The organism is Micromonospora sp. ATA51 (assembly GCF_016802855.1).
Classification (GTDB): Bacteria; Actinomycetota; Actinomycetes; order Mycobacteriales; family Micromonosporaceae; genus Micromonospora; species Micromonospora sicca.
In genome coordinates, this window is the sequence record NZ_JAEVHJ010000084.1 from 1 (window position 1) to 23,105 (window position 23,105).

The following is a 23,105-nucleotide window of genomic DNA, read 5'->3' on the forward strand; positions in this document are numbered from 1 at the left end:
GGCGGCCCGCGGCCGACGCGCCGCCACCGGCGCGCGCTGCTGATCGACGCCGCCGACGGCGACCTCGCCGAGCTGTACGGCACGGGTGCTGACCACCTGGCGGGCATTTACCGCCGCGCCCGACGCCGAGATTGAGGAGGTCGGCTTCGCCCGCGCGGTGCCGGTCATCGAGCTGCTCGACGAGGAGGTCGACCTCACCCCCGCCCGCCGGCAACCCGAAGTCGGGGGCGAGGCGAGCGGAGAGCATCTGGTACGCACCAGGGAGCGCCTGGCCGCGATCGTCGGCGACCTGCCGGCGCTGATGCCACAGGTCACGCCCGAGCCCGACGGGGCAGCCGCGCCGCTGACCCTGTCGATCGCCGAGCTGGCCCGCACCGGCGCGCTGCAGCTGATCGGGCCGGTCCGGCCAAGCATTCGCTCGACCGCGGAGGTTGAAGGTTTTGTCGAGCTGCCGGTCCTGTCTGCGCGGGATGTGGTGGAGGGAACTGGGCCTTCGCCGCGAGGCGACCGCCCGCTTGGTCAGGCGATTCAGCTGGAGCCAGGGGATGTTGTCGTGCCAATGACCGCCCGTCGGCTCACCGCTCGTGTGATCACCAACGAACGTGCCCTGCTCGGGCCAAACATGTACCTGCTGCGCCCCAACCCGGCCGCGCTCGACCCGTGGTTCCTCGCCGGGCAGCTGCGCACCTCGGCCAACGAGAAGCAGGCGTCGAGCCTGTCGGGCACGCTGCGCTTCGACATCCGGCGGGCGCAGGTGCGGCGGCTGCCGTTGGAGGAGCAGCGGACGCACGGAGAGGCGTTCCGGCGGCTGGATGCCTTCGAGTCGGCTATCCGACAGGCGGCGGCGCTTGGCGCGGAACTGGTGCAGCTCACCGCCGATGGCCTGGCCCGCGGCGCGCTCCGCCCAGAAAAGCGATCGGGCCGGAAACAACAGGCGAGGTAAGGACCGAGGGCAGCTGCCCTACTGACGGTCCGGACCCCCGCTTTGGCCGAGCGGGGGACTACAACGATGCAACCGACCAGCGATACTCCTTGTTTGGCAAACAACGAAAGGAACCAGGTGAGTACCACACACCATGCGCTCGCCAGCTTCGCGCGGCAGGTGGCTGACCTGGTGCCCGGTGATGACCAGCAGGACGAGTACGGCAAGATCACGCTGCTGACCACCAGGCTGCGCGCCTCAACGGAGCCCACGGAGGTCGCGGCGCTTGCGATGCGTGACGAGCTGAGGATGCTGAAGTGTCTGTGAACCTGGACTGGGTAACGAACCGGTTCCGCCTGCTGGGCGCCATTGGCAGGGGCAATATGGGCGAGGTTCACCGCGCCGAGGATCTGCAGGCGGCCGAAGACTCCAGGGACCGCGTCGTCGCCGTGAAGCGCATTCTGCGTAGCCGCTCCGGAGCGATCATCGACACGACTGCCGATGAGAAGGCTGTGCAGCGGTTCGATCGCGAGATGCGCATCATGCGCAAGCTCAGCCACCCCAACCTCCCCCGGTCCATCGCCGGCGGGGTGGACGACAGTGGCTCGCCCTACATCGCCATGGAGTATCTCGACGGGGAAACCCTGCGCGACCTCGTGGCAGAGCATGCGCAGCTGCCCATCGCCTGGGTTGCCGCGCTGGGAGCGCAGATTGCGGACGGGCTGTTCGCAGCGCACACCGCGGGCGTCATCCACCGGGATCTCAAGCCCTCGAACGTGATGCTGCTGCGCGGGGGAGTGGTCAAGGTCCTCGACTTCGGCATGGGACGGATCGTCGACGACATCGAAGGCGGCAAGCTGACGAGCACCGGCGCCACCGTTGGCACCGCCCGCTACATGGCGCCCGAGCAGTTCCGGGCCGCGACGGTCACGCAGGCAGCAGACCTCTATGCGCTGGGCTGCGTGCTGTTCGAGCTTCTCACTGGCGTCCCGCCCTTCCTCAGCGAGTCGGCACATGAGGTCGGGCAGAAACATCTGACTGAACTGGCGCCTCCCGTGCGGTTGCTGCGCTCGGATGTCCCGGAGGACATGGCGCGACTCATCGACCGCTTGCTTGCCAAGGACCCAGCAGAGCGACCCGAGGATGCCGTCGCAGTCCGCGACGCTCTGCTGCCGTTCGTAACAGGCGAGGACAAGGTTCCGGGCTGGGACGAGTTCAACCCGGTACGGCACTTCAAGGCCCCACCCACGCTCGGCGGCGTGTCGAAAGCGGCGCTGGATGACGCCGTGACCCCGGAGCCCCGGTCGGCCGGAGCCGGCATGGATGTTTTCGGCGTGCACCAGCAGCTCATCAAGGACTATCGGTCGTTCACCGAGGGCGGCACGATCATTCGTGATGACCGGATCGCGGCCTTCGTCGAAGACGACCTGGATGCCAAGTCCCAGTGGCCGGACCCCTGGTTGTCGCTGAACCCGTTCTTCGCCTCCGGCGGCAGCGTGCTGGAACTCGCGAGCGAAGGTGTGCTGCACCCTGAGTGCGCACGCATCTTCCAGGCCGGAAAGACCGAGGGTGGCACGGCCTGCGATGGCCGCTCGCTCACGCTTCACCGCCACCAGCGCGAGGCGATCGATACCGCGAAGTCCGGTGCCTCCTACGTCCTCACCACCGGCACCGGCTCGGGCAAGTCGCTGTCGTACATCGTCCCGATCGTCGACAAGGTGCTGAAAGAGCGCGAGCAGGAGGGCCCGAAGGCAGCCAAGCGGGTCCGCGCCATCATCGTCTATCCGATGAACGCGCTGGCCAACAGCCAGCTCAAGGAGCTCGACAAGTACCTCCATGATGGCTACGGCCCTAACCGGGAGCCGGTCACGTACGCCCGCTACACCGGTCAGGAGAGCGACGAGCGGCGCAAGGAGATCCGCGACAACCCGCCGGACATCCTGCTCACCAACTACGTGATGCTGGAGCTGATGCTCACCCGTCCGGACGACCGGCGCTCTCTCATTAAGATGGCGATGGGCCTGGAGTTCCTGGTCTTCGACGAGCTGCACACCTACCGCGGCCGGCAGGGAGCCGATGTCGCCCTGCTCATCCGCCGCGTGCGGGAGGCGTGTAAGGCGGACCAACTGCAGTGCATCGGCACCTCGGCCACCATCTCCAGCGAGGGCACGGCCGAGGACCAGCGAAAGGTCGTCGCCCGGGTCGCCACCACGCTCTTCGGCACGGAGGTTAGCCCGGAGAACGTCATCGGTGAGACGCTCGTCCGGGCGACCGCCGAGGCACCTGACACCGTGCCGGTTGAAAGGCTTCGGGTGCCGGGCGCTCCCCGCGCCTACGCCGACCTGGTGAAGGACCCGCTCGCCCGCTGGATCGAGACCCGCTTCGGTCTTGCCACCGACCCGACCGGCCGCCTCGTGCGGCAGAAGCCCGCCAAGATCGAGGAAGCAGCCGTCGAGCTTGCGGCGGGCAGCGGATCGACCGTGGCTGAGTGCGCGCAGGCGATTCGTAGCACGCTGAAGGCCGGTTCGGAGGCCAGGCACCCGGTCACCGAGCGTCCGCTGTTCGCGTTCCGACTGCACCAGTTCCTCTCCAAGGGCGACACGGTCTACGTAACGCTCGAAGATGAGCTGACCCGCCACCTGACGCGCGAGTACCAACTCGTGCTGCCGGGCTCAGACGGCAAGATCCTGCTGCCGCTGGCCTTCTGTCGGGAGTGCGGCCAGGAGTACCTGACGGTGTGGCGCACCGAGAAGAACGGCAGCGCCGTCTACGAGCCACGGCGGGACACCTTCGCCACCGGTGGTCGCGCCGGCGATGGCTACCTGTTTATCGACTCTGATCGGCCCTGGCCGGCGGACGTTGCAGAGGCCATCGACGCCCGCCGCCTGCCCGAGTCGTGGCTCGAGGTTGACGACAGCGGGCAGGAGGTCGTCCGCAGCAACTATCGCGATCGGTTGCCTAGGGCTATCACAGTCGACCCCTACGGATATGAGGGGCGAGGTGAGCTCAAGGCAGCTTTCATACCCTCGCCGTTCCTCTTCTGCGCGCACTGCGGGGTCAGCTACGAGCAGACCAGGGGCAAGGACTTCGCCAAGCTGGCGACTCTCGACCAGGAGGGGCGGTCCTCGGCGACCTCGCTGGTTTCCGCGTCCATCGTCCGCTCCCTGATGCAGGCGCCTCCCGAGGCGCTCAGCAAGAAGGCCCGCAAGCTCCTCACGTTTGTCGACAACCGGCAGGACGCTTCCCTTCAGGCCGGTCACTTCAACGACTTCGTGCAGATCACGCAGCTGCGCGGTGCGCTGTACCAGGCGGCTCTTGAGGCCGGCGACGAGGGCATCAACCACGAGGAGCTGGCCTCCCGGGTCACCGCCGCGTTGCGCCTCACGCTGGCGGACTATGCCCGTGAGGCAGACCTGCCTCCGTCCATGGCGAGCGCCGCAGCCAAGACCCTCCGCGATGTCGTCGCGTTCCGGCTCTACCTGGACCTCGAACGCGGCTGGCGCATCACCATGCCAAACCTGGAGCAGACCGGCCTGCTGGAAATCGACTACCAGGACCTGACCTGGCTCGCCGAGAAGCAGGATCGCTGGTCCAAGACTCACGAGAAGCTGCGTGACGCCGAGCCTGGGCGGCGCGCTGAAATCATGCGGGCACTGCTCAACGAGATGCGCCGTGCTCTGGCCATCGATGTCCAGTACTTCCGGGACGACTTTGACATGCTCCAGCGCGCGAGCGAGGAGCGTCTCATTGACCCCTGGGTGCTCTCCGCAGGCGACCGCCCGAAGGTCGGCACCGCCTACCCCCAGCCATCGAAGCCCGGCCTGGATCGTTCCGGCCTGTTCCTGTCCGGGCGGGGGAAGGTCGGCAAGTACCTGCGCCGAGTGCACTTCGCGGATCTGTCATTCAGTGACGCTCAAGAGATCATCGTTGACCTGCTCAAGGTGCTCAGGGGTGCCGGCCTGGTCACGGAGGTCTCGGCGGCGCCGCAGAGTGCCGGCCGGTTCCGGCGTCCTGCCGGCCCGACGGTCATCGGCTACCGGGTTTCCGCCGCGTCGCTGATCTGGCGAGCCGGATCAGGCGAGACCGGCAGCCACGATCCCTTGACGCGCACATATGCCAGCGGCGACGGTCCTCGCGTCAACACCTTCTTCCGGGACCTCTACCGGAGCGCGGCCGGAACTCTCGCCGGCCTAGCCGCCCGTGAGCACACCGCCCAGGTCGATCCGGCCGAGCGGGAGAGGCGGGAAGAGGCCTTCCGCAAGGCGGAGTTGAGGTTGCTCTACTGCTCGCCCACGATGGAGCTGGGCGTGGACATCTCGGAGCTCAACGCCGTCATGATGCGCAATGTCCCGCCCACCCCAGCCAACTACGCCCAGCGCAGCGGGCGGGCCGGCCGGTCGGGACAGCCCGCGCTGGTAACCACCTACTGCGCGACCGGCAACAGCCACGACCAGTATTACTTCCGGCGCTCTGAGCGGATGGTGGCCGGAGCGGTTGCCCCGCCGCGGCTGGACCTGGCCAACGAGGACCTGGTCCGTTCCCATGTCGACGCCATCTGGCTGGCCGAGGCTGGGCTCAAGCTGGGCCGAGCCATACCTGAGACCATTGACATCAGCTACATCGAGGAGACTCGACGGCCGGACCCTGCCCTCGCTCTGAATGACCACATCGTTGCGGCGCTGCGCGATGCCAGCGCGCAGGAAAGAGCTGCGGCGGCCGCCCGCAAGGTCTTCGCGGGGCTCCTGCCGGACTTCGAGAACTCGACGTGGTGGGACGACCAGTGGATCGAGGACAGTGTCCGCACCACGCCGGAGAGGTTTGACCGGGCGTTCGACCGCTGGCGGGACCTGTTCAGGGCGGCGCTGGTCGACCAGGCCGAGCAGAACCGCCGAGTCCTGGACCACACGCTCTCCGAGCGCGACCGCCGGATCGCCGTGGGCCGCCGCAAGGAGGCCGAGACGCAGCTCAACCTGCTGAAGAACGAGAGCGTGGAGAGCAAGTCGGTCCTGTCCGACTTCAACCCGTACCGCTACCTCGCCAGCGAGGGCTTCCTGCCTGGGTACTCCTTCCCGCGGCTGCCGCTCGCCGCCTACGTCCCTACGACGGGCCGCAGGTTCGGCGACGGTGATTACCTCCAGCGTCCCCGCTTCCTCGCCATCCGCGAGTTCGGGCCCGGGGCCCTGATCTATCACGAGGGAGCCCGCTACCAGGTCACCCGCATCCAACTGCCGCCGGACGCGGCCGGGGACGTCGTGACCGGTGAAGCGCGTAGGTGTAGCTGCTGCGGCTATCACCACGACATCAAGGAGGCCGCCGACCGCTGCCAGATGTGCGACGAGCCGCTGGGCGAGAAGACCACGGGATTGCTGCACCTGCACACCGTCTACACCAAGCGGCGAGAGCGCATCTCCTCAGACGAGGAGGAGCGTCGCAGGGCGGGCTTCCGGCTCGTGACCTCCTACCGCTTCCAGGACCATGGCGCACGTCCGGGTCGCCAGGATGCCGTCGCTTCTGACGGCGAGGGCAAGCTCGCCACCTTGTCCTACGGCGACTCGGCCACCGTCCGTATCACCAACATCGGACGGGTGCGCTCGAAGGAGAACGAGCCGGACGGCTTCTGGCTCGACCCGGCCGACGGTCGGTGGATGAACGAGCGAGACGCCGGTGAGGCTTCCGGCGATTCCAGCGAAATGCCGGTCGTCGATGCCGACGGCAACGAGAAGCGGCGCAAGAAGCGGGTCATCCCGTACGTGGAGGACCGGCGCAACATCCTCGTGCTCAAGCTCGACGAACCGCTGGACGAACCGGTCGCGCTGTCGCTGATGTACGCACTAGAACGCGGCATCGAGGCCGCGTTCGAGCTGGAGGACTCGGAGCTGACCACCGAACTCCTCCCGCCAGATGAGGGGCCGCGCGAGCGGATGCTCTTCACCGAGGCGGCCGAGGGCGGTGCCGGTGTGCTGCGCCTGATGCAGTCGGACCCGGACGCCCTCGCCCGGGCCGCCGCCGAGGCGCTGGCCATCTGCCACTTCGCGCCCGACGGCACGGACCTCGGCGGCCCAGCCAAGGACCGGCCCTGCGCGATGGGCTGCTACGAGTGCCTGCTCACCTACGGCAACCAGCTCAACCACCGGTTCATCGACCGGCACACCGTGCGGGATCTGCTGCTGCACTTCGCCGCCGCCCGGGCCACCACCACCGGCCAGGGCGAGTCCCGCACCGAGCAGCTCCAGCGGCTGACCGCTCAGTCGGACACCGCGTTGGAGGCCAAGCTCATCACCTGGCTCAAGCAGCGCGGCCTGCGGCTGCCCGACGAGGCGCAGACCCTCGTCACCGAGGCGCTGGCCCGGCCCGACTACGTCTACCGGCTGCCCGGCGCCACGGTCGCGGTCTTCGTTGACGGGCCGGTCCACGAGCACGAGGCGGTCGCCGAGCGCGACCGCGACGCCGAGGAACGGCTGCGCGACGCGGGCTGGGACGTGGTCCGCTTCGCGCACGATGCCGACTGGTCCGCCATCGCGGCCGAGCACCGGTACTGCTTCGGCACCAGCGCCACCGGCTGACCCTCAGCTGCACACACCACCACACATCACGACGCGCAAGGACTCCTTTATGACCACCTCGTTCAGTGCCGGATCGCTGGTCTCCGCCCGGGGCCGCGACTGGGTCGTACTGCCCGAGAGCGCCCCCGACATGCTCGTCCTGCGGCCGCTCGGCGGCGCGGACGACGACATCGCGGCCGTCTTCCCCGCCTTCGAGAGCGTCACCAGCGCCCAGTTCGCGCCCCCGTCGCCCACCGACCTCGGCGACGCCCAGGCGGCGGGCCTGCTCCGCTCCGCGCTGCGGATCGGTTTCCGGTCCGGCGCCGGGCCGTTCCGGACCCTCGCCGGGATCGCCGTGGAGCCGCGCGCCTACCAGTTCGTACCGTTGATGATGGCGCTGCGGCAAAGGACCACCCGCATCCTGATCTCCGACGACGTCGGCATCGGCAAGACCGTCGAGGCCGGCCTGATCGCCAGCGAGCTGCTCGCCCAGGGGAGCGCCCGCGGGCTCGCCGTGCTCTGCTCCCCGGCTCTCGCCGAGCAGTGGCAGGACGAGCTGCGCACCAAGTTCGGCATCGACGCCGAGCTGGTCCTCGCCTCCACAGTCTCCCGGCTGGAACGCGGCCTGGACCTCGGCCAGTCGCTGTTCGACCGGCACCCGCACGTCATCGTCTCCACCGACTTCATCAAGTCGACCCGGCACCGCGACGACTTCGTCAGGCACTGCCCAGACTTGGTCATCGTCGACGAGGCGCACACCTGCGTCGCCGCCGACGACAACAAGACCACCACCCAGAACCAGCTCCGCTACGAACTGCTCCAACGCGTCGCCGCCGACGCCGACCGGCACCTGCTGCTGGTCACCGCCACCCCGCACAGCGGCAAGGAGAGCGCCTTCCGCAACCTGCTCGGCCTGCTCAAGCCGGAACTGGCCACCGTCGACCTCGGCTCTGAGGCCGGCCGCCGGATGCTCGCCCCGCACTTCGTGCACCGCAAGCGCGCCGACGTCCGCCAGTACCTGACCAGGGAGGACGGGCTCGCCGACGACTCGCTCGCCGAGCAGACGTCGTTCCCGAGCGACCGGCACTTCAAGGACGAGACCTACAAGCTCACCCCGGCGTACCGGGCGCTGCTCGATGACGCCATCGCGTACGCCAGCGACCGGGTCACCGCCGCGGACCAGCGCGGCCGGCGGGAGGCCCGGATCGCCTGGTGGTCCGCGATCGCGCTGCTGCGCTCCCTGGTGTCCTCGCCGCGCGCCGCCGCGCAGACCCTGCGCACCCGGTCGGCGACCGCGGCCGCCGTCACCGCCGAGGAAGCCGACCGGCTCGGCGCCCCGCTGACCAGCGACTTCTCCGACTCCGACGCTCTCGAAGGGCTCGACGTCGCCCCCGGCGCGGAGGCCGCAGACGTCGACAACGCCGGCGCGCGGCTGGCCGAGCTGGCCGACCGGGCCGCCGAACTGGAGGGCCCGACCGAGGACCGCAAGCTCGCCGCCCTGGTCACCCACCTCAAGGCGCTGCTGAAGGATGGCTACCATCCGATCGTCTTCTGCCGCTACATCCCCACCGCCGAGTACGTCGCCGAGCACCTCGACGGCAAGCTCGGCAAGAAGACGATCGTCCGCGCGGTGACCGGCACGCTCTCCCCGCAGCAGCGCATCGAGCGTATCGAAAAGCTCGCCGAGGACGCCGGTGACGACCCGGCCGCCCGGCGGGTGCTGGTCGCCACCGACTGCCTCTCCGAGGGCGTCAACCTGCAACACCACTTCGACGCCGTCGTCCATTACGACCTCGCCTGGAACCCCACCCGGCACGACCAGCGCGAGGGCCGCGTCGACCGGTACGGCCAGAAGCGCGACGTGGTCCGGGTCATCACCCTCTGGGGCAGCGACAACGGCATCGACGGCAAGGTCCTCGACGTCCTCATCAAGAAGCACCGGCAGATCCGTAAGGACCTCGGCATCTCCGTCTCCGTCCCGGACGCCGACTCCGCCGGCGTGACCGACGCGATCGTGCAGTGGGTGCTGCTGCGCGGCCAGCAGGTCCGCCGGGGCGACCAGGGCAGCCTCTTCGACATCGACGAGTTCACCGGCCTCGACAAGAAGGCCGCAGCCCTGGCCGCCGACTGGCAGTCCGCCGCCGAACGCGAGAAGACGTCCCGCTCCCGGTTCGCCCAGCACGCCATCCGACCCGAGGAGGTCGCCCGCGAGGTCGCCGCCGTCCGCGACACCCTCGGCCGGGCCGGCGAGATCCGCGGCTTCGTACGCCGTCGCTGTACGCCCTCGACGGCGTCCTGCGCGACCGCCCGGACGGGTCCGGCGACTTCACCGCCGAACTCGGCGGCACCCCCGCCGGCCTGCGCGACGCCCTCGCCCCGGTCCTCGGCGGCGACGTCGTCGAACGGGGCCGCCCGGTGCCGCTCCGCGCCACGGCGGCAGTCGACCGTGGCGAAGTCGCCCTGGTCCGCACCGACCCGGCGGTGGTGGCGCTCGCCGGCTACGTCCTCAACGCCGCCCTAGACGACCAGGCGTCCGGACCCCGACCGGCCCGCCGCTGCGGGGTGATCCGGACCCGGTCCGTCACCAGCCGCACCACCCTGCTGGTCGTCCGCTACCGCTTCCACCTCACCCTGCCGTCGCGGACCGGCACCCGGCAGCTCGTCGCCGAGGACGCCCGACTGCTCGCCTTCGAGGGCGCCCCGACGAACGCCCGCTGGTTGTCCCACGAGGACGCCCTGGCGCTGCTCGACGCCACCGCCGACGCGAACACCGACCCCGGGTTCGGCGAAAGCACAATGCGCCGCGTCCTCCAGGACCTGCCCGCGACCACCGACCACCTCGACGCGTACGGCGCGGAGCTGGCCGCCGAACTGCTGGCTTCGCACAGGCGGGTCCGCAGCGCCTCCGGCGAGATCGTCCGTGGCCTGACCGTCACCGCGCAGAAGTCCGCCGACGTGCTCGGCGCCTATGTTTACCTGCCGGCCCCGACCGCCGCCACCCCCACCGCCGGAGGCATCGGCTGATGTCTGCCACCGCTCGTAACCAGGTCTTCTCCGCCGTGCACACGATCGGCGGCCTTCTCCCCGCCGACATGTTGGTCCGCATTTCCGAAGGCAAGGACGTCACCGGTGCCAAGCCCGCCGACTACCGCGTGATCGGCTCGCGGTCGGTACGTGACGAAGCCGAACGGCACTGGGACTATCTCAAGTCGGTCTGGAAGGAGCTGCGCGTCAAGCTTCCCGTCGCGCCGGAAGCGGAGGCACCCGCCGACCCCACCGGCCTCGCGGTCGCGCAGTGGCTGGAACCGCTCTTCGCGGAGTTCGGCTTCGGCCGCCTGACCGCGATCGGGGCCTCCGGCATCGTGTCGGACCATGGCGGCAAGACCTTCCGGATCAGCCACCGCTGGCACCAGGTCCCAGTGCATTTGGCCCCGTGGAACGCCGCGCTGGACAAGCGTCCGGCCAGCGGCGGGGTGCCGCCGCAGTCGCTGGTGCAGGAGTGCTTGAACCGGTCCGAGGGACACCTGTGGGGCGTTCTCACCAACGGCCGCCAGCTGCGGCTGCTTCGCGACTCCAGCGCGCTGGCCACCGCCGCGTACGTCGAATTCGACCTGGAGGCGATCTTCGACGGCGAGCTGTTCAGCGAGTTCGTCCTGCTGTACCGGCTGCTGCACGTCTCCCGCTTCGAGGTGGCCGACGGCGCCACCCCACCCACGTGCTCGCTGGAGAAGTGGCGCATCGAGGCAATCAGCTCCGGAGTCCGCGCCCTGGATTACCACCGCGAGGCTGTCAAGAAGGCCATCACCACCCTTGGCACCGGCTTCCTTCAGCATCCCGCCAATGGCGACCTGCGTCGGAACCTTGATGTGGACGCTTTCCACGCCGCCCTGCTGCGCCTCGTCTACCGGCTGATCTTCCTTTTCGTCGCCGAGGACCGTAACGCGCTTCATCCGCCGAAGACGTCCGTGGACACCCGTCGGCGGTACGCGGCCTACTTCTCCTCGGAGCGGCTGCGCCGTCAGGCGAACCGCCGCCGAGGCACGGCGCACATTGATCTCTACCAGGCCTTGCGGATGGTGCTCGACGCGCTCGGTGACGAGCACGGCCGCCCAGAACTGGGCCTGCCGGGCCTCGGCGGCCTTTTCGACGAGACCGATGCCGACGCCGCACTGCGCGGACTGTCCCTGGCCAACGCGGATCTGCTGGAGGCCATACGTCACCTCTCCCGCGTCCGCGACGAGAGATCGGCCCGCTGGCGCCAGGTGGACTACCGCAATATGGGTGCGGAGGAACTCGGCTCCATCTACGAATCGCTCCTTGAGCTCGTCCCCAAACACAGCGCCGTCGACAGCGCGTTCGAGCTGGTCAACCGCCTCGGCAACGACCGCAAGAAAACCGGCTCGTACTACACCCCTAGCTCCCTGATCGAGACCCTGCTCGACTCCACCCTCGACCCGGTCATCGACGCCGCGCAGAAGCGGGGTGAAGAAAAGGCGTCGGCTGCGGGGGAGGCTGACGCGACCGGGAGCATCGTCGCCGAGTTGTTGTCGCTCACCGTCTGCGATCCGGCCTGCGGCTCCGGCCACTTCCTCGTCGCGGCCGCCCGCCGGATCGCCAAGCGGGTCTCCGCCGTTCGGGAGAGCAACCCGGAGCCGACGGTCGACGCGGTCCGGCACGCCCTACACGAGGTCATCGCCCGCTGTGTGTACGGCGTCGACATCAACCCGATGGCGGTCGAACTCGCCAAGGTGTCGCTGTGGCTGGAGGCCCTGGAACCGGGCAAGCCGCTCAGCTTCCTCGACGCGCACATCAAGCACGGCAATGGGCTGATCGGGGCCACGCCCGCACTGCTGCGCGGCGGCATACCGAGCAAGGCGTTCAAGCCGGTCGAGGGCGACGACATCAACTACGCCGCATTTCTAGAGAGGCAGAACAACGAGGAGCGCGCGGGGCAGGCCGGACTGTTCGACCTGCTCGCAAAGACCAAGGTGGTCAACACCGCCTTCGCGTCCGGCCTTCGCCGCATCGTAGACGCCCCGGCCAATAACCTAAGCGCTGTCCGCCGCCAGGCCTCGGCCTACCGCGACTGGGAGACCTCCGCCGCGTATGTCCATGCCCTGCACGTGGCCGACGCCTGGTGCGCCGCGTTCGTGTGGCACAAAGCCAAGGACGCGCCGCCTCCGATCACCCATGACATCTTCCGTGGCCTCCAGGATCCGGACGCCAGGTCCGCCTCCCAGGCCACCCACGACGAGATCGCACGGCTCCAGCGGCAATACCGCTTCTTCCACTGGCATCTGGAGTTTCCCGAGATCTTCACTGTCCCGGAGCACGTCTCTACCGTTGGCGTGGACCCGGCCACCGGCTGGGCGGGCGGCTTCTCCTGCGTTCTCGGCAACCCGCCCTGGGACAAGGTCGATTTCGAAGACAAGAAGTACTTCAGCGTAGTCGAGCCCTCCATTGCGGCGATCGCCGGTACAGCCCGGCGGATCCGTATCGCTGAGTGGGCCCAGGAGAACCCGGAGGCGGGAAGGCGATACAGGGCCGAGCGTCGCAAGGTAAAAGCCACATTTCACTTCGCGGGAGACTCTGGGGTCTACCCCCTGTGCGCGAAGGGCCTTACGGTCAAGGGCGTCACTATGCTCCAAACCGACCAGCTCTTCGCCGAGTGCTTCGCGTCTATCGTGGCCGCAGAGGGGCGCTTCGGCTGCATCATTCCGACGGCCATCGCAACAAGTGCGGGAGCGCAGCACCTCTTCAGCGACCTAGCCCGGCGCGGTGCCATCGCCTCCCTGTACGATTTCGAGAACCTCAAACCGCTCTTCGTCGGGGTGGACTTCCGCTACAAGTTCTGCCTGCTCTCGCTGACGGGTCGGGAGTTGGGCGAACCGACAGCGAAGTTCGCCTTCTTCCTTCTGGATACAACCGATCTTGACGACGCCGAGCGTGTCTTTGTACTCAGCCCGGCGGAGATCCGCCTCATCAACCCCAACACCGGCACCCTCCCCATCTTCCGCTCCCGTCGAGATGCGGACCTGACCGCTGCGGTCTACCGCCGCATTCCAGTGCTGTGGGACGAGACTGAGAAGAATGGCAACCCCTGGGGTATCACCTTCAAGGCGACCTTCTTCCACATGACGGACGACTCCGACCTTTTCCGCGACCGACAGCAACTGGAGGCAGAGGGCTGGGAGTTGCGCGGAAACGTCTTCCTGCGAGATCGAGAGAGGATGCTGCCGCTGTACGAGGGGAAGATGGCACACCACTTCGACCATCGCTGGAACTCCTACTACGGCAACGGAAATGAGGACCGCCGGCGCCTGACCCTCACAGAGAAGCAGGACCCCCTAGCGGCCGCCGACCCGCGCTACTGGGTAGCGGAGAACGGGCTCATCTCATCGGTCAGGAAGAACAAGCAGGTGGAGGTCCCGGGGGTCGCCCTGCGACTGAAGGACATGGGCTGGGATCGGGACTGGCTCTGCGGCTGGCGTGACGTATGCCGCACGACGGACGAGCGCACGGCCATCCCCGCCTTTCTCCCTCGCACTGCGGTCGGACACAAATTCCCTTTGATGCTGCCGGGCGTCTCACCGATCCTCACCGCGGCGCTCATGGCTGCCCAAAGCTCTCTGGTCTTTGATTATGTAAGCCGCCAAAAGATCGGCAGCACCAGCATGGGACTTTACATCTGGAAGCAGCTACCCGTGCCCACCCCCGACGGACTCACCCCCCATACCCCGTTTTTGACGCCCCGTGTTCTCGAACTCGTCTACACCGCTCACGACATGGCTGGACTCGCCCGCGACCTCGGTGACCGTAGTGCCCCCTTCCAGTGGGACGAAGAACGACGCGCCCAGATCCGCGCCGAGCTGGACGCTTACTTCTTCCATCTCTACGGCATCAGTCGAGCCGACGTCGACTACATCCTGGAGACCTTCCAGACCCAGAACGGCGGCCTGAAGAACAACGAGATCGCAAAGTACGGCAGGTACCGCACCAGGGATCTCGTCCTCGCCGGGTATGACCGGATGGCCGCTGCCGGTGTCAGCCCGACCAACCCGCTTGTGGACGGCGGAAATTACACGTCCATTGTCACCCCGTCTCCGGGGTACGGTCCTCGGCACCTGACCTCGGGCACCATGCCTGTCGGCCAACGGGGACGCGAGGATGCGTGATGGCGGATTCGGCGCATCCCAAGCTCCTGATCTGCCTGCCCACGGTGCGGGCATGGCAACCAACCCAGAAGAGGACCAATCGCTGCGCGTCTGACGAGATTGTCTTTGGCCTGGCCGTCATCGCGAAGAAGTTCGCCGACATCCTCGGCGCCTACGTCTACCTGCCGGTGTCCACCGCCGTCACCCCCACCGTTGTCGGAGGCATTGCCTGATGTCCGCCACCGCCCGCAACCAGGTCTTCTCCACTGTCCACACCATCGGCGGTCTGCTTCCCGCCGAGATGCTGGTCCGGATCTCCCAAGGCAAGGACGTCACCGGTTCCCGACCCGCCGATTACCGCGTGGTCGGCTCGCGTTCAGTACGAGACGACGCTGAACGCCACTGGGCCTTCCTCAAGTCAATCTGGGAGGAGTTGCGCGAAAAGCTTCCCGGCACTCCGGAGGCCGAGACTCCGGCGGACCCGACTGGTATTGCGATCACCCAGTGGCTTGAACCGCTGTTCGCGGAGCTCGGCTTCGGCAGCTTGACCGCGATCGGAGCGTCCGGCATCGCGGCGGGCGACGGCGGCAAGACTTTCCCGATCAGCCACCGCTGGAACCACGTGCCGATCCACCTGGTCGTGTGGAATGCTTCTCTGGACAAGCGGCCGGCCGGTGGGGGCAGCGTCTCGCCGCAGTCGCTCCTTCAGGAGTTCCTGAACCGGTCCGAGGCCCACTTGTGGGGTGTGCTCACCAACGGGCGACAGGTCAGGCTGCTGCGCGACTCCAGCGCGCTCGCCACCGCCTCGTACGTCGAGTTCGACCTAGAGGCCATCTTCGACGGCGAGCTGTTCAGCGAGTTCGTCCTGCTGTACCGGCTGCTACACGTTTCCCGCTTCGAGGTGGTCGACGGCGCCGCTGCGACGTGCTGGCTGGAAATGTGGCGTACCGAGGCCATTCAGACGGGCATCCGGGCACTCAAGCACATTCGTTCCGGTGTGCAGGAGGCAGTCGCAGCCCTCGCGAGCGGCTTTCTGAAGCACCCTGCCAACGGGCGGCTACGGGAGGGCCTTGACGCAGACGCACTGCAGCATGCGCTACTGCGCTTCGTCTACCGATTGCTCTTCGTCTTCGTGGCCGAGGACCGAGGCATCCTGCACACGCCGAGCGCAGACGCCGAGGCGCGAGAGCGCTACCATCGGTATTTTTCAACAGCACGGCTACGACGCGTAGCTCGGCACCATCGAGGTGGTCCGCACACGGATCTCTACCAAGCGCTGAGCTTAGTGCTGGACGGATTGGCTAGGGATGAGGGTCGACCAGAACTGGGACTGCCGGCCCTCGGCGGCATCTTCGAGGAGTCTGATACGGATCGCTTGTTAGCCGGCCTCTCCCTTTCCAACGAGGCGCTACTGTCGGCTGTCCGTCAGCTGTCTCAGGTCAAGGACAAGACCTCCAACCGCTACCGGACCATCGACTACCGGAACCTGGGAGCGGAAGAACTGGGATCCATCTACGAGTTCCTGCTCGAACTCCGCCTGACACCTTCGGCCGACATGCGCTCCGCGCGGATGGTGGAAGTCGCCGGCAATGCCCGCAAGACGACGGGTTCCTTCTATACCCATTCTGCGATCATTGAGTGCTTGCTCGATTCTGCGCTCGATCCAGTGCTCGATGACGCGGTGAGGCGAGGTCTCATTCGTGCTACAGCCTCGGACGGAGCTAGCCAGACTGCGTGCGTTGTCGATGAGTTGCTGAAGGTATCAGTCTGTGATCCCGCGTGTGGGTCGGGCCATTTCCTTGTTGCCGCAGCCCGCCGTATCGCGAAGCGGATCGCCGCAGTTCGAGAAGGAAGCCCAGAGCCAACCCCTAATGCTGTCCGCTCCGCGATGTGGGAGGTGGTCACCCACTGCATTTACGGGGTGGATTTGAACCCGATGGCGGTGGAACTGGCTAAGGTTTCCCTGTGGTTGGAGGCTCTGAAGCCCGGAAAGCCCCTCGGCTTTCTTGATGCACACATCAAGCAGGGGAATGCCTTGGTCGGGGCGACGCCGGCTTTGCTTGCCCAGGGTATCCCCACCGATGCGTTCGCCCACGTCGAGGGAGACGAAGTGGGCGTCGTCAGTGGCCTGAGAGCTATCAACAAAAGGGAACGCGAAGGACATGTTACCCTGTTCCTTTCGGACAACGAACAAGAGATTTCGGTGTCTAATGCGGCCTTCGCGGACGAGATGCACTCCATTACTACCCGGAAGACCAATACGCTGAGCGACGTGCGTGAGCAGTCTGTGGAGTTTCAGAAGTGGTTGAACAGCCCGGCCTATCTCCATGCGGTGCATGTCGCAGACGCCTGGTGTTCGTCGTTCTTCTGGAAGAAGACGGCGGACGCGCCGCGCCCGGTCACCCAGGAGGTCTTCCGAGCACTGGCGGAGCGGGATGGCGCGGGCGCATCGGCGGCTACGCGTCACGAAATCGTAAAGCTGGCCCGCAGGTACAGCTTCTTTCATTGGCACCTCGAGTTTCCGGAGATCTTCCAGGTAGCCGATAATGTCGACCGCGACGCAACGGGCGAAACCGGGTGGACGGGAGGGTTTTCATGCGTGCTCGGAAATCCTCCATGGGACTCGCTCAGCCCAGACGAGAAAGAGTTTTTCTCCACCTACAACACTGATGTGCGGGCAATGAAGAGAGATGCGCGCGAGACAGCCATTGCGGATCTGTTAGAGAGCCCAGTGATCCGGGAGCGATGGGACGCGTCCCGGCGTGACCTTTACGCGCTTGTCCATTTCCTTAAGCGCAGCGGCCGCTACCGGTTGTTTGCTCAAGGGAATCTCGGGAAGGGCGACTTCAACGTCTACCGCATGTTCGTGGAATCCGCTCTCACCCTGACTGCCAATGGAGGCGCCGCCACGCAGGTCACGCCTTCGAACATCTACAACGGGGCGAATGCGCAGGCTATCCGGGCGGAGCTCTTCGACCACTGGGATTTGCGACTCATGCTCGGTTTCATCAACACAGGGGAGGAGTGGTTCGATGGAGCGGACGGCACCATGCGCTTCGGCGCGTACTCGGCAAGGCGCGCAGGAAGGACCTCAACGTTCTCCGTCGGTTTCCAGATCAAAAATCCCACGGACCTGGCCACTGCGCTGAAGAGCCCGCCTCGGTTGTCTGTCGAAGTGGTGCGCAGCCAGTCCCCGGATGCCTTGGCCATCGGTGACACGGTAGGCGGCACCGACTCGGAGGTCACCGATCATCTCTACCGTCAGTGGCCAGCATTTTCGACGATTTCCCATGACTTTCCGCATAGGGTCTACCAGCGTGAAATCGACATGGGAAATGATCGCGATCGGTACACTGATGAGGAGCCCGGCCTTTCGCTATTCGAAGGAAGAATGGTAGGCCAGTACGATCATCGGGCCAAGGCGTACGTTTCCGGCAGGGGCCGGTCGGCGGTGTGGGATGAGCTGGAGTTTGGTTCTCCGAAAAAGGCCATTGTTCCGCAGTGGGTCGTGCCGCAGCGGAACATCCCAAACAAGACGAAGGGCCGCATCAGCCAATACCGCATCGGCTTCTGTGGTGTCACAGCGCCGCGCAACGAACGATCTCTCGTGGCGGCGCTGATCCCACCGCAGGTGATCTGCGGTCACTCTGTTCCCACGATCTACTTCGGCGAGAATTTCGAGTGGGCTTATCCGCTCTGGCTTGGCGCAGCCAACTCCATGTGCCTTGACTTTCTCGCTCGAAAGAAGGTGACGTTGAACATGCAGTTGGGAGTGCTGGATAGTCTTCCATTCCCGCGCCTTCGCCTCGGCGACCCACTCCTTGACCGCCTCGCCCCGCTTGTCCTTCGGCTCACCTGCACCAGTCCGGAGATGACTCCATTCTGGAACAGAATGGGCGAGTTCGGCTGGACGTCCTTCGTCCCCGAGGAACAAGTTCCAAGTGAGGCTCTTGTCGACGACGCCTCCCGGGCCGAAGCGCAGGCCGAGATCGACGCCGTGGTGGCCAAACACCTTTTCAACCTCGACCGCAGGCAGCTTGAGTACATTCTGACTACGTTCCCTACCCTCGAACGCAAGGAGCGGCGGAAGTACGGTGACTACCGCACTCGAGCCCTCGTCCTTCGTGCCTTCGATAAGGAATGAGGTAATGGTGCTGGTCGCGTGACTGGCTGGCCGTAGTCTTCTGCTTTACCCACCAATCGTCACCGAAGGGGTACCTCCTGCCAAAAGCTCGCCTTCGCCAACAGCTTCTGTGAGAGCTATGACGTCCAGGAGAGGCCGGTCAGGGCCCGGCGTACGGAAGGCGATGGCGAAGTTCCAGAAGGTCAGCATCTCCGAGTTGCACGCGGACAAGGGCCTGCATCTGGAGTCGGTGAACAATGCCCGCGACCCGCGGATGCGGACCATCCGCATCAACGAATTCTGGCGCGGAGTGGTGCTGGCCCAGACGACGGCAGCGACACCTTCCTCCTGTTGAACGTCGTATCCAACGACGACGCGTACAACTGGGCGGGGAAGAGGATCTACACGGCCGCGCAGGCCGTTGAGTCCGCAATGTCGTCGCCATCGAGCAACTTACCCCCGCCCTGGAGAGAGCTGCGGCGCAGGCCCCGACGCTGCTATTCGCCAAGCACTCCGAGACCGCGCTACGGCACGTCGGCATCGACGACCAGGTGCTGTGCGCAGTGTGGACAATCATCGACAAGCCGCAGTTGGAAGCCTTCGGCACCCTGCTGCCCGAGGACCAGTTCGAAGTCCTACAGTTCCTCGCCGAAGGCTTCTCGCCCGATGAGGTGTATCGCGACGTCTTCGCCGAACGTTGACCTGCCGACGTCGCCCCCTCCGCCACCCGGAAGCCTTGCGGTGGCGATCGCCAACACCAGCAGCCGCATTACGCTCGTCACGTTGGACGGTGCCGCGCAGGCGTTGGAGTGCAGCCGGCAGTAGGTGTGGCGGATCGAGGCGGGCCTGAGCGCGGTGCGCGGGCTCGACGTGCGGGCGATGTGTGAACTGTACGGCGCGACGCCCGAGCTGACCGGTGCGCTGACCGGCCTGGCCGCGAGACGCGGACGAAGGGTTGGTGGCACGCCTACGGCGACACCGTTCCCGACTGGTTCGAGCTGTACGTCGGCCTGGAGGCCGCGGCCGGTCGGCTCCGGGAACACGACGACACGCTGGTTCCCGGGCTGCTGCAGACCCGGGGCTACGCGTCCGCGGTGTGTCAGCACCGGTCGGGCATGACCGACGACGAGCGGGAGCGCCCGGTCGAGGTGCGGCTGCAACGGCAGGCGCTGCTGCGGCGGCGGCTGCCTCCGCCGCCCCGGTTCGACGTCATGCTCTCCGAGGCGGTGCTGCTGCGCGTCGTCGGCGGCCCGGCGACGATGGCGGAACAGCTCCGGCATCTGGTGGAGATGGGCCGGCTGCCGCACGTCTCGATCCGGGTCGTGCCGCTGGCCGCCGGCCTGCACTTCGGTGCCGTTGCGGGTGCCTTCGTGCTGCTTGACTTCCCGCCCGGCAACCGCGTCGAGCCCGAGCCGTCGGTCGTCTACAGCGAGTCGTTGACCGGTGCGCTCTACCTCGACCGGAAGGAGGAACTTGCCGCCTACGAGCGGATCTGGGCAAGCCTCGACTCGCTGGCCCTGGATGAGGGGCAGTCCCGGCGCCTGATCACCAAGATCTCCGAGGAGGTTCACCATGGCTGACCTGACCGGCGCCCGGTGGCGCACGAGCACCCGCAGCGGCGACAACGGCGGCAACTGCGTAGAGGTCGCCGACAACCTGCCCGGCGTCGTCGCCGTACGCGACAGCAAGGACCGGACCGGTCGGCCCTCACCTTCACCCCCGACTCCTGGGCCAGCTTCGTCCACGCCGCCAAGTCGTCGCGCTGAGGCCGCGAGGCGGTGCGAGCCTGGAGGACCCGCCCGGGTCGCGCCGCCTCCCCGAGTGGCCGCGGTGTGCCGGAAAGCCGACGAGGCGATTGGGCCGTTCGAGGGCAATTCCGGCCTCACGTCGGTTGCTCCGCCCGCTGTTGATCTGGTTGTCTTGCCGGCTCAGGGGCACGTCCGGAGTAGACGGGGAGCCGAGTATGGTCGCGGCTCGCGAGACGACGCTGCAGGAGTTGCTGGAGGGCGCGAAGCAGTATCAGGTGCCGCTCTACCAGCGCACGTACTCGTGGACCAAGCTTCAGCTCGAGCGGCTCTGGAACGACATCCTGAAGCTGGCGGAGGACCAGGTCGCTGACCCGAGCGCCACGCACTTCATCGGCTCCCTCGTGCTCGCGCCCAGCCCCGCGAACGGCCCCACGGGCGTGGCCGAGTATCTGGTGGTGGACGGGCAGCAGCGGCTCACCACCCTGACCATCCTGCTCTGCGCCATCCGCGACCGCCGTGCGCAGCATGAGGGCCCCATGCACCGCGACCGGCTCAACCAGCAGTATCTGGTCAACGTGTGGAAGTCGGAGCGGCAGCGGTTGAAGCTTGTGCCGACCCAGGCCGACCGGGCCGCCTACCTGGCCTGCCTGGATTCCACCCCGCAGGCCGGCGGCGCGGACCCGGTCGGTGCGGCGTACCGGTTCTTCGTCGCGCAGCTGGCCGCCGCCGACGACCCGGACGACCCGCTCGACATCGAACGCATCGAGAACGCCGTCATCTCCGGGCTGGCGCTGGTGTCGGTCACTGCCCAGCCCGGGGACAACGTCCACCGGATCTTCGAGTCGCTCAACAACACCGGCCTGAAGCTCACCCAGGCCGACCTGCTGCGCAACTACCTCTTCATGCGACTGCCCAGCCGGGGCGAGACCGTCTACCGGTCCCTGTGGCAGCCGCCGACCCGCGGGTGAAGCAGACCGACGTCTACTCGGCGCAGCAGGCCCGGCTCAACAGGCTGCGGTCCGAGGAGGAGATCGAGGCGGAGGTGCAGCGGTTCAGCCGCCTCGGCGCCCTCCTGCGGGTCATCCTCCACCCCGGCGAGGAGCAGCATTCGGGCGTACGGCGGCGGCTGGAGCGGCTGAGCGCTTGGGGTACGACCACGGTTTACCCGCTCCTGCTGCACCTGCTCGACCGCAGGGAGCAGGGGACCGCGACCTCCGAGCAGGTCGCCTCGGCGATGCTGTACGTGGAGAGCTTCTTCGTCCGGCGTCTGCTGATCGGACGGGCCACCGCCAACATCAACCGGATCCTGCTCTCCGTCGTCACCGAGATGAGCAAGGACCTCCCGGTGGACGAGGCGGTGCGGGCATACCTGTCGGTCGGCCGCAAGTACTACGCCACCGACTCCAGCGTACGCGCTGCGGTGCGGTCCATCCCGTACTACCTCAACGGCCGGCCCCACCAGCGCAACCTGGTGCTGCGGTGGCTGGAGGAGTCGTACGGCAGCAAGGAGCCGGTGTCGCCGGACTCGCTGACCATCGAGCACGTGCTGCCGCAGACCCCCACCACGGAGTGGCGGCAGATGCTGAGCACCGACCTGGGGCCGGAGGAGAACTTCCGCGAGGCGCACGAGGCCCTGGTCCACACGCCGGGGAACCTGACCCTCACCGGATACAACTCCGAGCTGAGCAACAGCTCCTTCCCGGTTAAGCCGCGTCCAGCTCGGCAAGAGCGGGATCGTGCTCAACCAGGAAATCGCCGCGCAGGATCGGTGGGGCCGCCGCGAAATCCACGCCCGCGGAGACGCCCTCGCCGATCGCATTGTCTCCATCTGGCCGGGGCCGACCGAGCAGGCGGCTGACCAGTCGGAGGTGGCGTGGGATGTCATGACCAAGGCCCTCGCCGAGCTGCCCGCCGGCTCCTGGACCACGTACGGCGACCTGGCCGCCCTCATCGGTAGCCACCCGGTGCCGGTCGGCGCCCGACTTGCCAACTACCCGCTTCCGAACGCGCACCGGGTATTGCAGGTCGAAGGCATCGTCTCGCCCAACTTCCGGTGGGCGGATGCGGAGCGCACCGACGACCCGCGGGACCTGCTGCGCGCGGAAGGCGTTGAATTCGACCAGTACGGCCGGGCTGACCAGGCCCAGCGCATCGGCACCGAAGATGGCGCAGCTGGCTGGTGTCACGCCGGAGGACCTGCCTGAGCGGCTGCCCCGCCCGCGTTCCGACGACGACCGCAGCTACGGTGAGCGGTTCATCGAGCAGGTGACCGCCCTCCAGGGTCCGGCCGTGGCCACCGCCACCCACGTCGTGCTCGACGCGTGGACCACGATGGGCGGCAGCCTCTCCTACGGCACTGGCGGCGAAACCTCCTGCTTCCTGATGGCGCGCGGTAAGGAGCACGAACTCGGCAACATCTGGCCGGCAGCGATCCAGGGCGATTGCGTAGTCGATCGGCGGGCGCCCTGAGCTGGTGATGTGCGTAGTGACTGGCCTGTGTGGAGGCCGGAAGAGCGGGTGAGATCGCGTCGGTGATCATGGAGTTCTCTACGCTTCACGACACCCCGAGGACCTCACCCGCCGATGTCATCATGCCCGATCCCCGCACTGTCCGCC

At 67.2% G+C, this 23,105-nt stretch carries 15 protein-coding genes and 1 pseudogene; all 16 read left to right on the top strand.

Going from position 1 to position 23,105, the window contains the following annotated elements:
• Window positions 1-85: 85 nt before the first annotated feature.
• The 16 genes and pseudogenes from JNW87_RS15460 to JNW87_RS15535 all read left to right on the top strand — a co-directional run bounded on the left by JNW87_RS15460 (window position 86) and on the right by JNW87_RS15535 (window position 22,958).
• Window positions 86-943: a hypothetical protein gene (locus JNW87_RS15460; RefSeq protein WP_238453915.1), complete on the top strand. Its 858-nt coding sequence runs from the start codon at window positions 86-88 to the stop codon at window positions 941-943.
• A gap of 117 nt (window positions 944-1,060) precedes the next feature.
• Complete coding sequence (locus tag JNW87_RS15465; protein WP_109800099.1) at window positions 1,061-1,249, top strand: hypothetical protein; 189 nt, start codon at window positions 1,061-1,063, stop codon at window positions 1,247-1,249.
• On the top strand, window positions 1,240-7,485 hold the full coding sequence (locus tag JNW87_RS15470; protein WP_201749464.1) for a protein kinase: 6,246 nt from the start codon (window positions 1,240-1,242) through the stop codon (window positions 7,483-7,485). Before JNW87_RS15465 ends, JNW87_RS15470 begins: the two co-directional genes overlap by 10 nt.
• A 49-nt stretch (window positions 7,486-7,534) precedes the next feature.
• Window positions 7,535-9,985: a DEAD/DEAH box helicase gene (locus JNW87_RS15475; RefSeq protein WP_238453916.1), complete on the top strand. Its 2,451-nt coding sequence runs from the start codon at window positions 7,535-7,537 to the stop codon at window positions 9,983-9,985.
• Window positions 9,946-10,488 carry a hypothetical protein gene (locus tag JNW87_RS15480; protein ID WP_238453917.1) on the top strand — a complete coding sequence of 181 codons (543 nt, stop codon included), beginning with the start codon at window positions 9,946-9,948 and terminating at the stop codon, window positions 10,486-10,488. The genes JNW87_RS15475 and JNW87_RS15480 overlap by 40 nt, the downstream gene beginning before the upstream one ends.
• The gene (locus tag JNW87_RS15485) at window positions 10,488-14,639 is read left to right on the top strand and encodes an Eco57I restriction-modification methylase domain-containing protein (protein ID WP_238453918.1); all 4,152 of its coding nucleotides are present in this window, start codon (window positions 10,488-10,490) and stop codon (window positions 14,637-14,639) included. The genes JNW87_RS15480 and JNW87_RS15485 overlap by 1 nt, the downstream gene beginning before the upstream one ends.
• Window positions 14,639-14,851 carry a hypothetical protein gene (locus tag JNW87_RS15490; RefSeq protein WP_109804347.1) on the top strand — a complete coding sequence of 71 codons (213 nt, stop codon included), beginning with the start codon at window positions 14,639-14,641 and terminating at the stop codon, window positions 14,849-14,851. Before JNW87_RS15485 ends, JNW87_RS15490 begins: the two co-directional genes overlap by 1 nt.
• The gene (locus JNW87_RS15495; protein WP_109804346.1) at window positions 14,851-18,762 is read left to right on the top strand and encodes an Eco57I restriction-modification methylase domain-containing protein; all 3,912 of its coding nucleotides are present in this window, start codon (window positions 14,851-14,853) and stop codon (window positions 18,760-18,762) included. Before JNW87_RS15490 ends, JNW87_RS15495 begins: the two co-directional genes overlap by 1 nt.
• 163 nt (window positions 18,763-18,925) lie before the next feature.
• A complete protein-coding gene (locus JNW87_RS15500) occupies window positions 18,926-19,096 on the top strand; it encodes a hypothetical protein (protein ID WP_201749883.1) in 171 nt (56 codons plus the stop codon).
• 208 nt (window positions 19,097-19,304) lie between these two features.
• Window positions 19,305-19,442 carry a hypothetical protein gene (locus JNW87_RS15505; protein ID WP_201749882.1) on the top strand — a complete coding sequence of 46 codons (138 nt, stop codon included), beginning with the start codon at window positions 19,305-19,307 and terminating at the stop codon, window positions 19,440-19,442.
• A gap of 351 nt (window positions 19,443-19,793) precedes the next feature.
• Window positions 19,794-20,321 (top strand): DUF5753 domain-containing protein, encoded by a 528-nt coding sequence (locus JNW87_RS15510; protein ID WP_236648381.1) that lies wholly within the window; start codon window positions 19,794-19,796, stop codon window positions 20,319-20,321.
• Window positions 20,314-20,507 (top strand): annotated as a pseudogene (locus JNW87_RS15515) (DUF397 domain-containing protein). The gene JNW87_RS15510 and the pseudogene JNW87_RS15515 overlap by 8 nt, the downstream one beginning before the upstream one ends.
• A gap of 197 nt (window positions 20,508-20,704) precedes the next feature.
• On the top strand, window positions 20,705-21,457 hold the full coding sequence (locus JNW87_RS15520) for a DUF262 domain-containing protein (RefSeq protein ID WP_236648379.1): 753 nt from the start codon (window positions 20,705-20,707) through the stop codon (window positions 21,455-21,457).
• Window positions 21,454-22,347, top strand: a complete 894-nt coding sequence (locus tag JNW87_RS40665; RefSeq protein ID WP_236648378.1) for an HNH endonuclease family protein — start codon at window positions 21,454-21,456, stop codon at window positions 22,345-22,347. The genes JNW87_RS15520 and JNW87_RS40665 overlap by 4 nt, the downstream gene beginning before the upstream one ends.
• A gap of 25 nt (window positions 22,348-22,372) precedes the next feature.
• A complete protein-coding gene (locus JNW87_RS15530; protein ID WP_236648377.1) occupies window positions 22,373-22,693 on the top strand; it encodes an MGMT family protein in 321 nt (106 codons plus the stop codon).
• Window positions 22,653-22,958 carry a hypothetical protein gene (locus JNW87_RS15535; RefSeq protein ID WP_236648376.1) on the top strand — a complete coding sequence of 102 codons (306 nt, stop codon included), beginning with the start codon at window positions 22,653-22,655 and terminating at the stop codon, window positions 22,956-22,958. Before JNW87_RS15530 ends, JNW87_RS15535 begins: the two co-directional genes overlap by 41 nt.
• Window positions 22,959-23,105: the final 147 nt, after the last annotated feature.

Bases quoted from the DNA above. Each gene is read 5' to 3' on its own strand.
- JNW87_RS15475 (WP_238453916.1), top strand. From the start codon at position 7,535: ATGACCACCTCGTTCAGTGCCGGATCGCTGGTCTCCGCCCGGGGCCGC.
- JNW87_RS15485 (WP_238453918.1), top strand. From the start codon at position 10,488: ATGTCTGCCACCGCTCGTAACCAGGTCTTCTCCGCCGTGCACACGATC.
- JNW87_RS15490 (WP_109804347.1), top strand. From the start codon at position 14,639: ATGGCGGATTCGGCGCATCCCAAGCTCCTGATCTGCCTGCCCACGGTG.
- JNW87_RS15495 (WP_109804346.1), top strand. From the start codon at position 14,851: ATGTCCGCCACCGCCCGCAACCAGGTCTTCTCCACTGTCCACACCATC.
- JNW87_RS15500 (WP_201749883.1), top strand. From the start codon at position 18,926: ATGGCGAAGTTCCAGAAGGTCAGCATCTCCGAGTTGCACGCGGACAAG.
- JNW87_RS15520 (WP_236648379.1), top strand. From the start codon at position 20,705: ATGGTCGCGGCTCGCGAGACGACGCTGCAGGAGTTGCTGGAGGGCGCG.
- JNW87_RS15530 (WP_236648377.1), top strand. From the start codon at position 22,373: ATGACCAAGGCCCTCGCCGAGCTGCCCGCCGGCTCCTGGACCACGTAC.
- JNW87_RS15535 (WP_236648376.1), top strand. From the start codon at position 22,653: ATGGCGCAGCTGGCTGGTGTCACGCCGGAGGACCTGCCTGAGCGGCTG.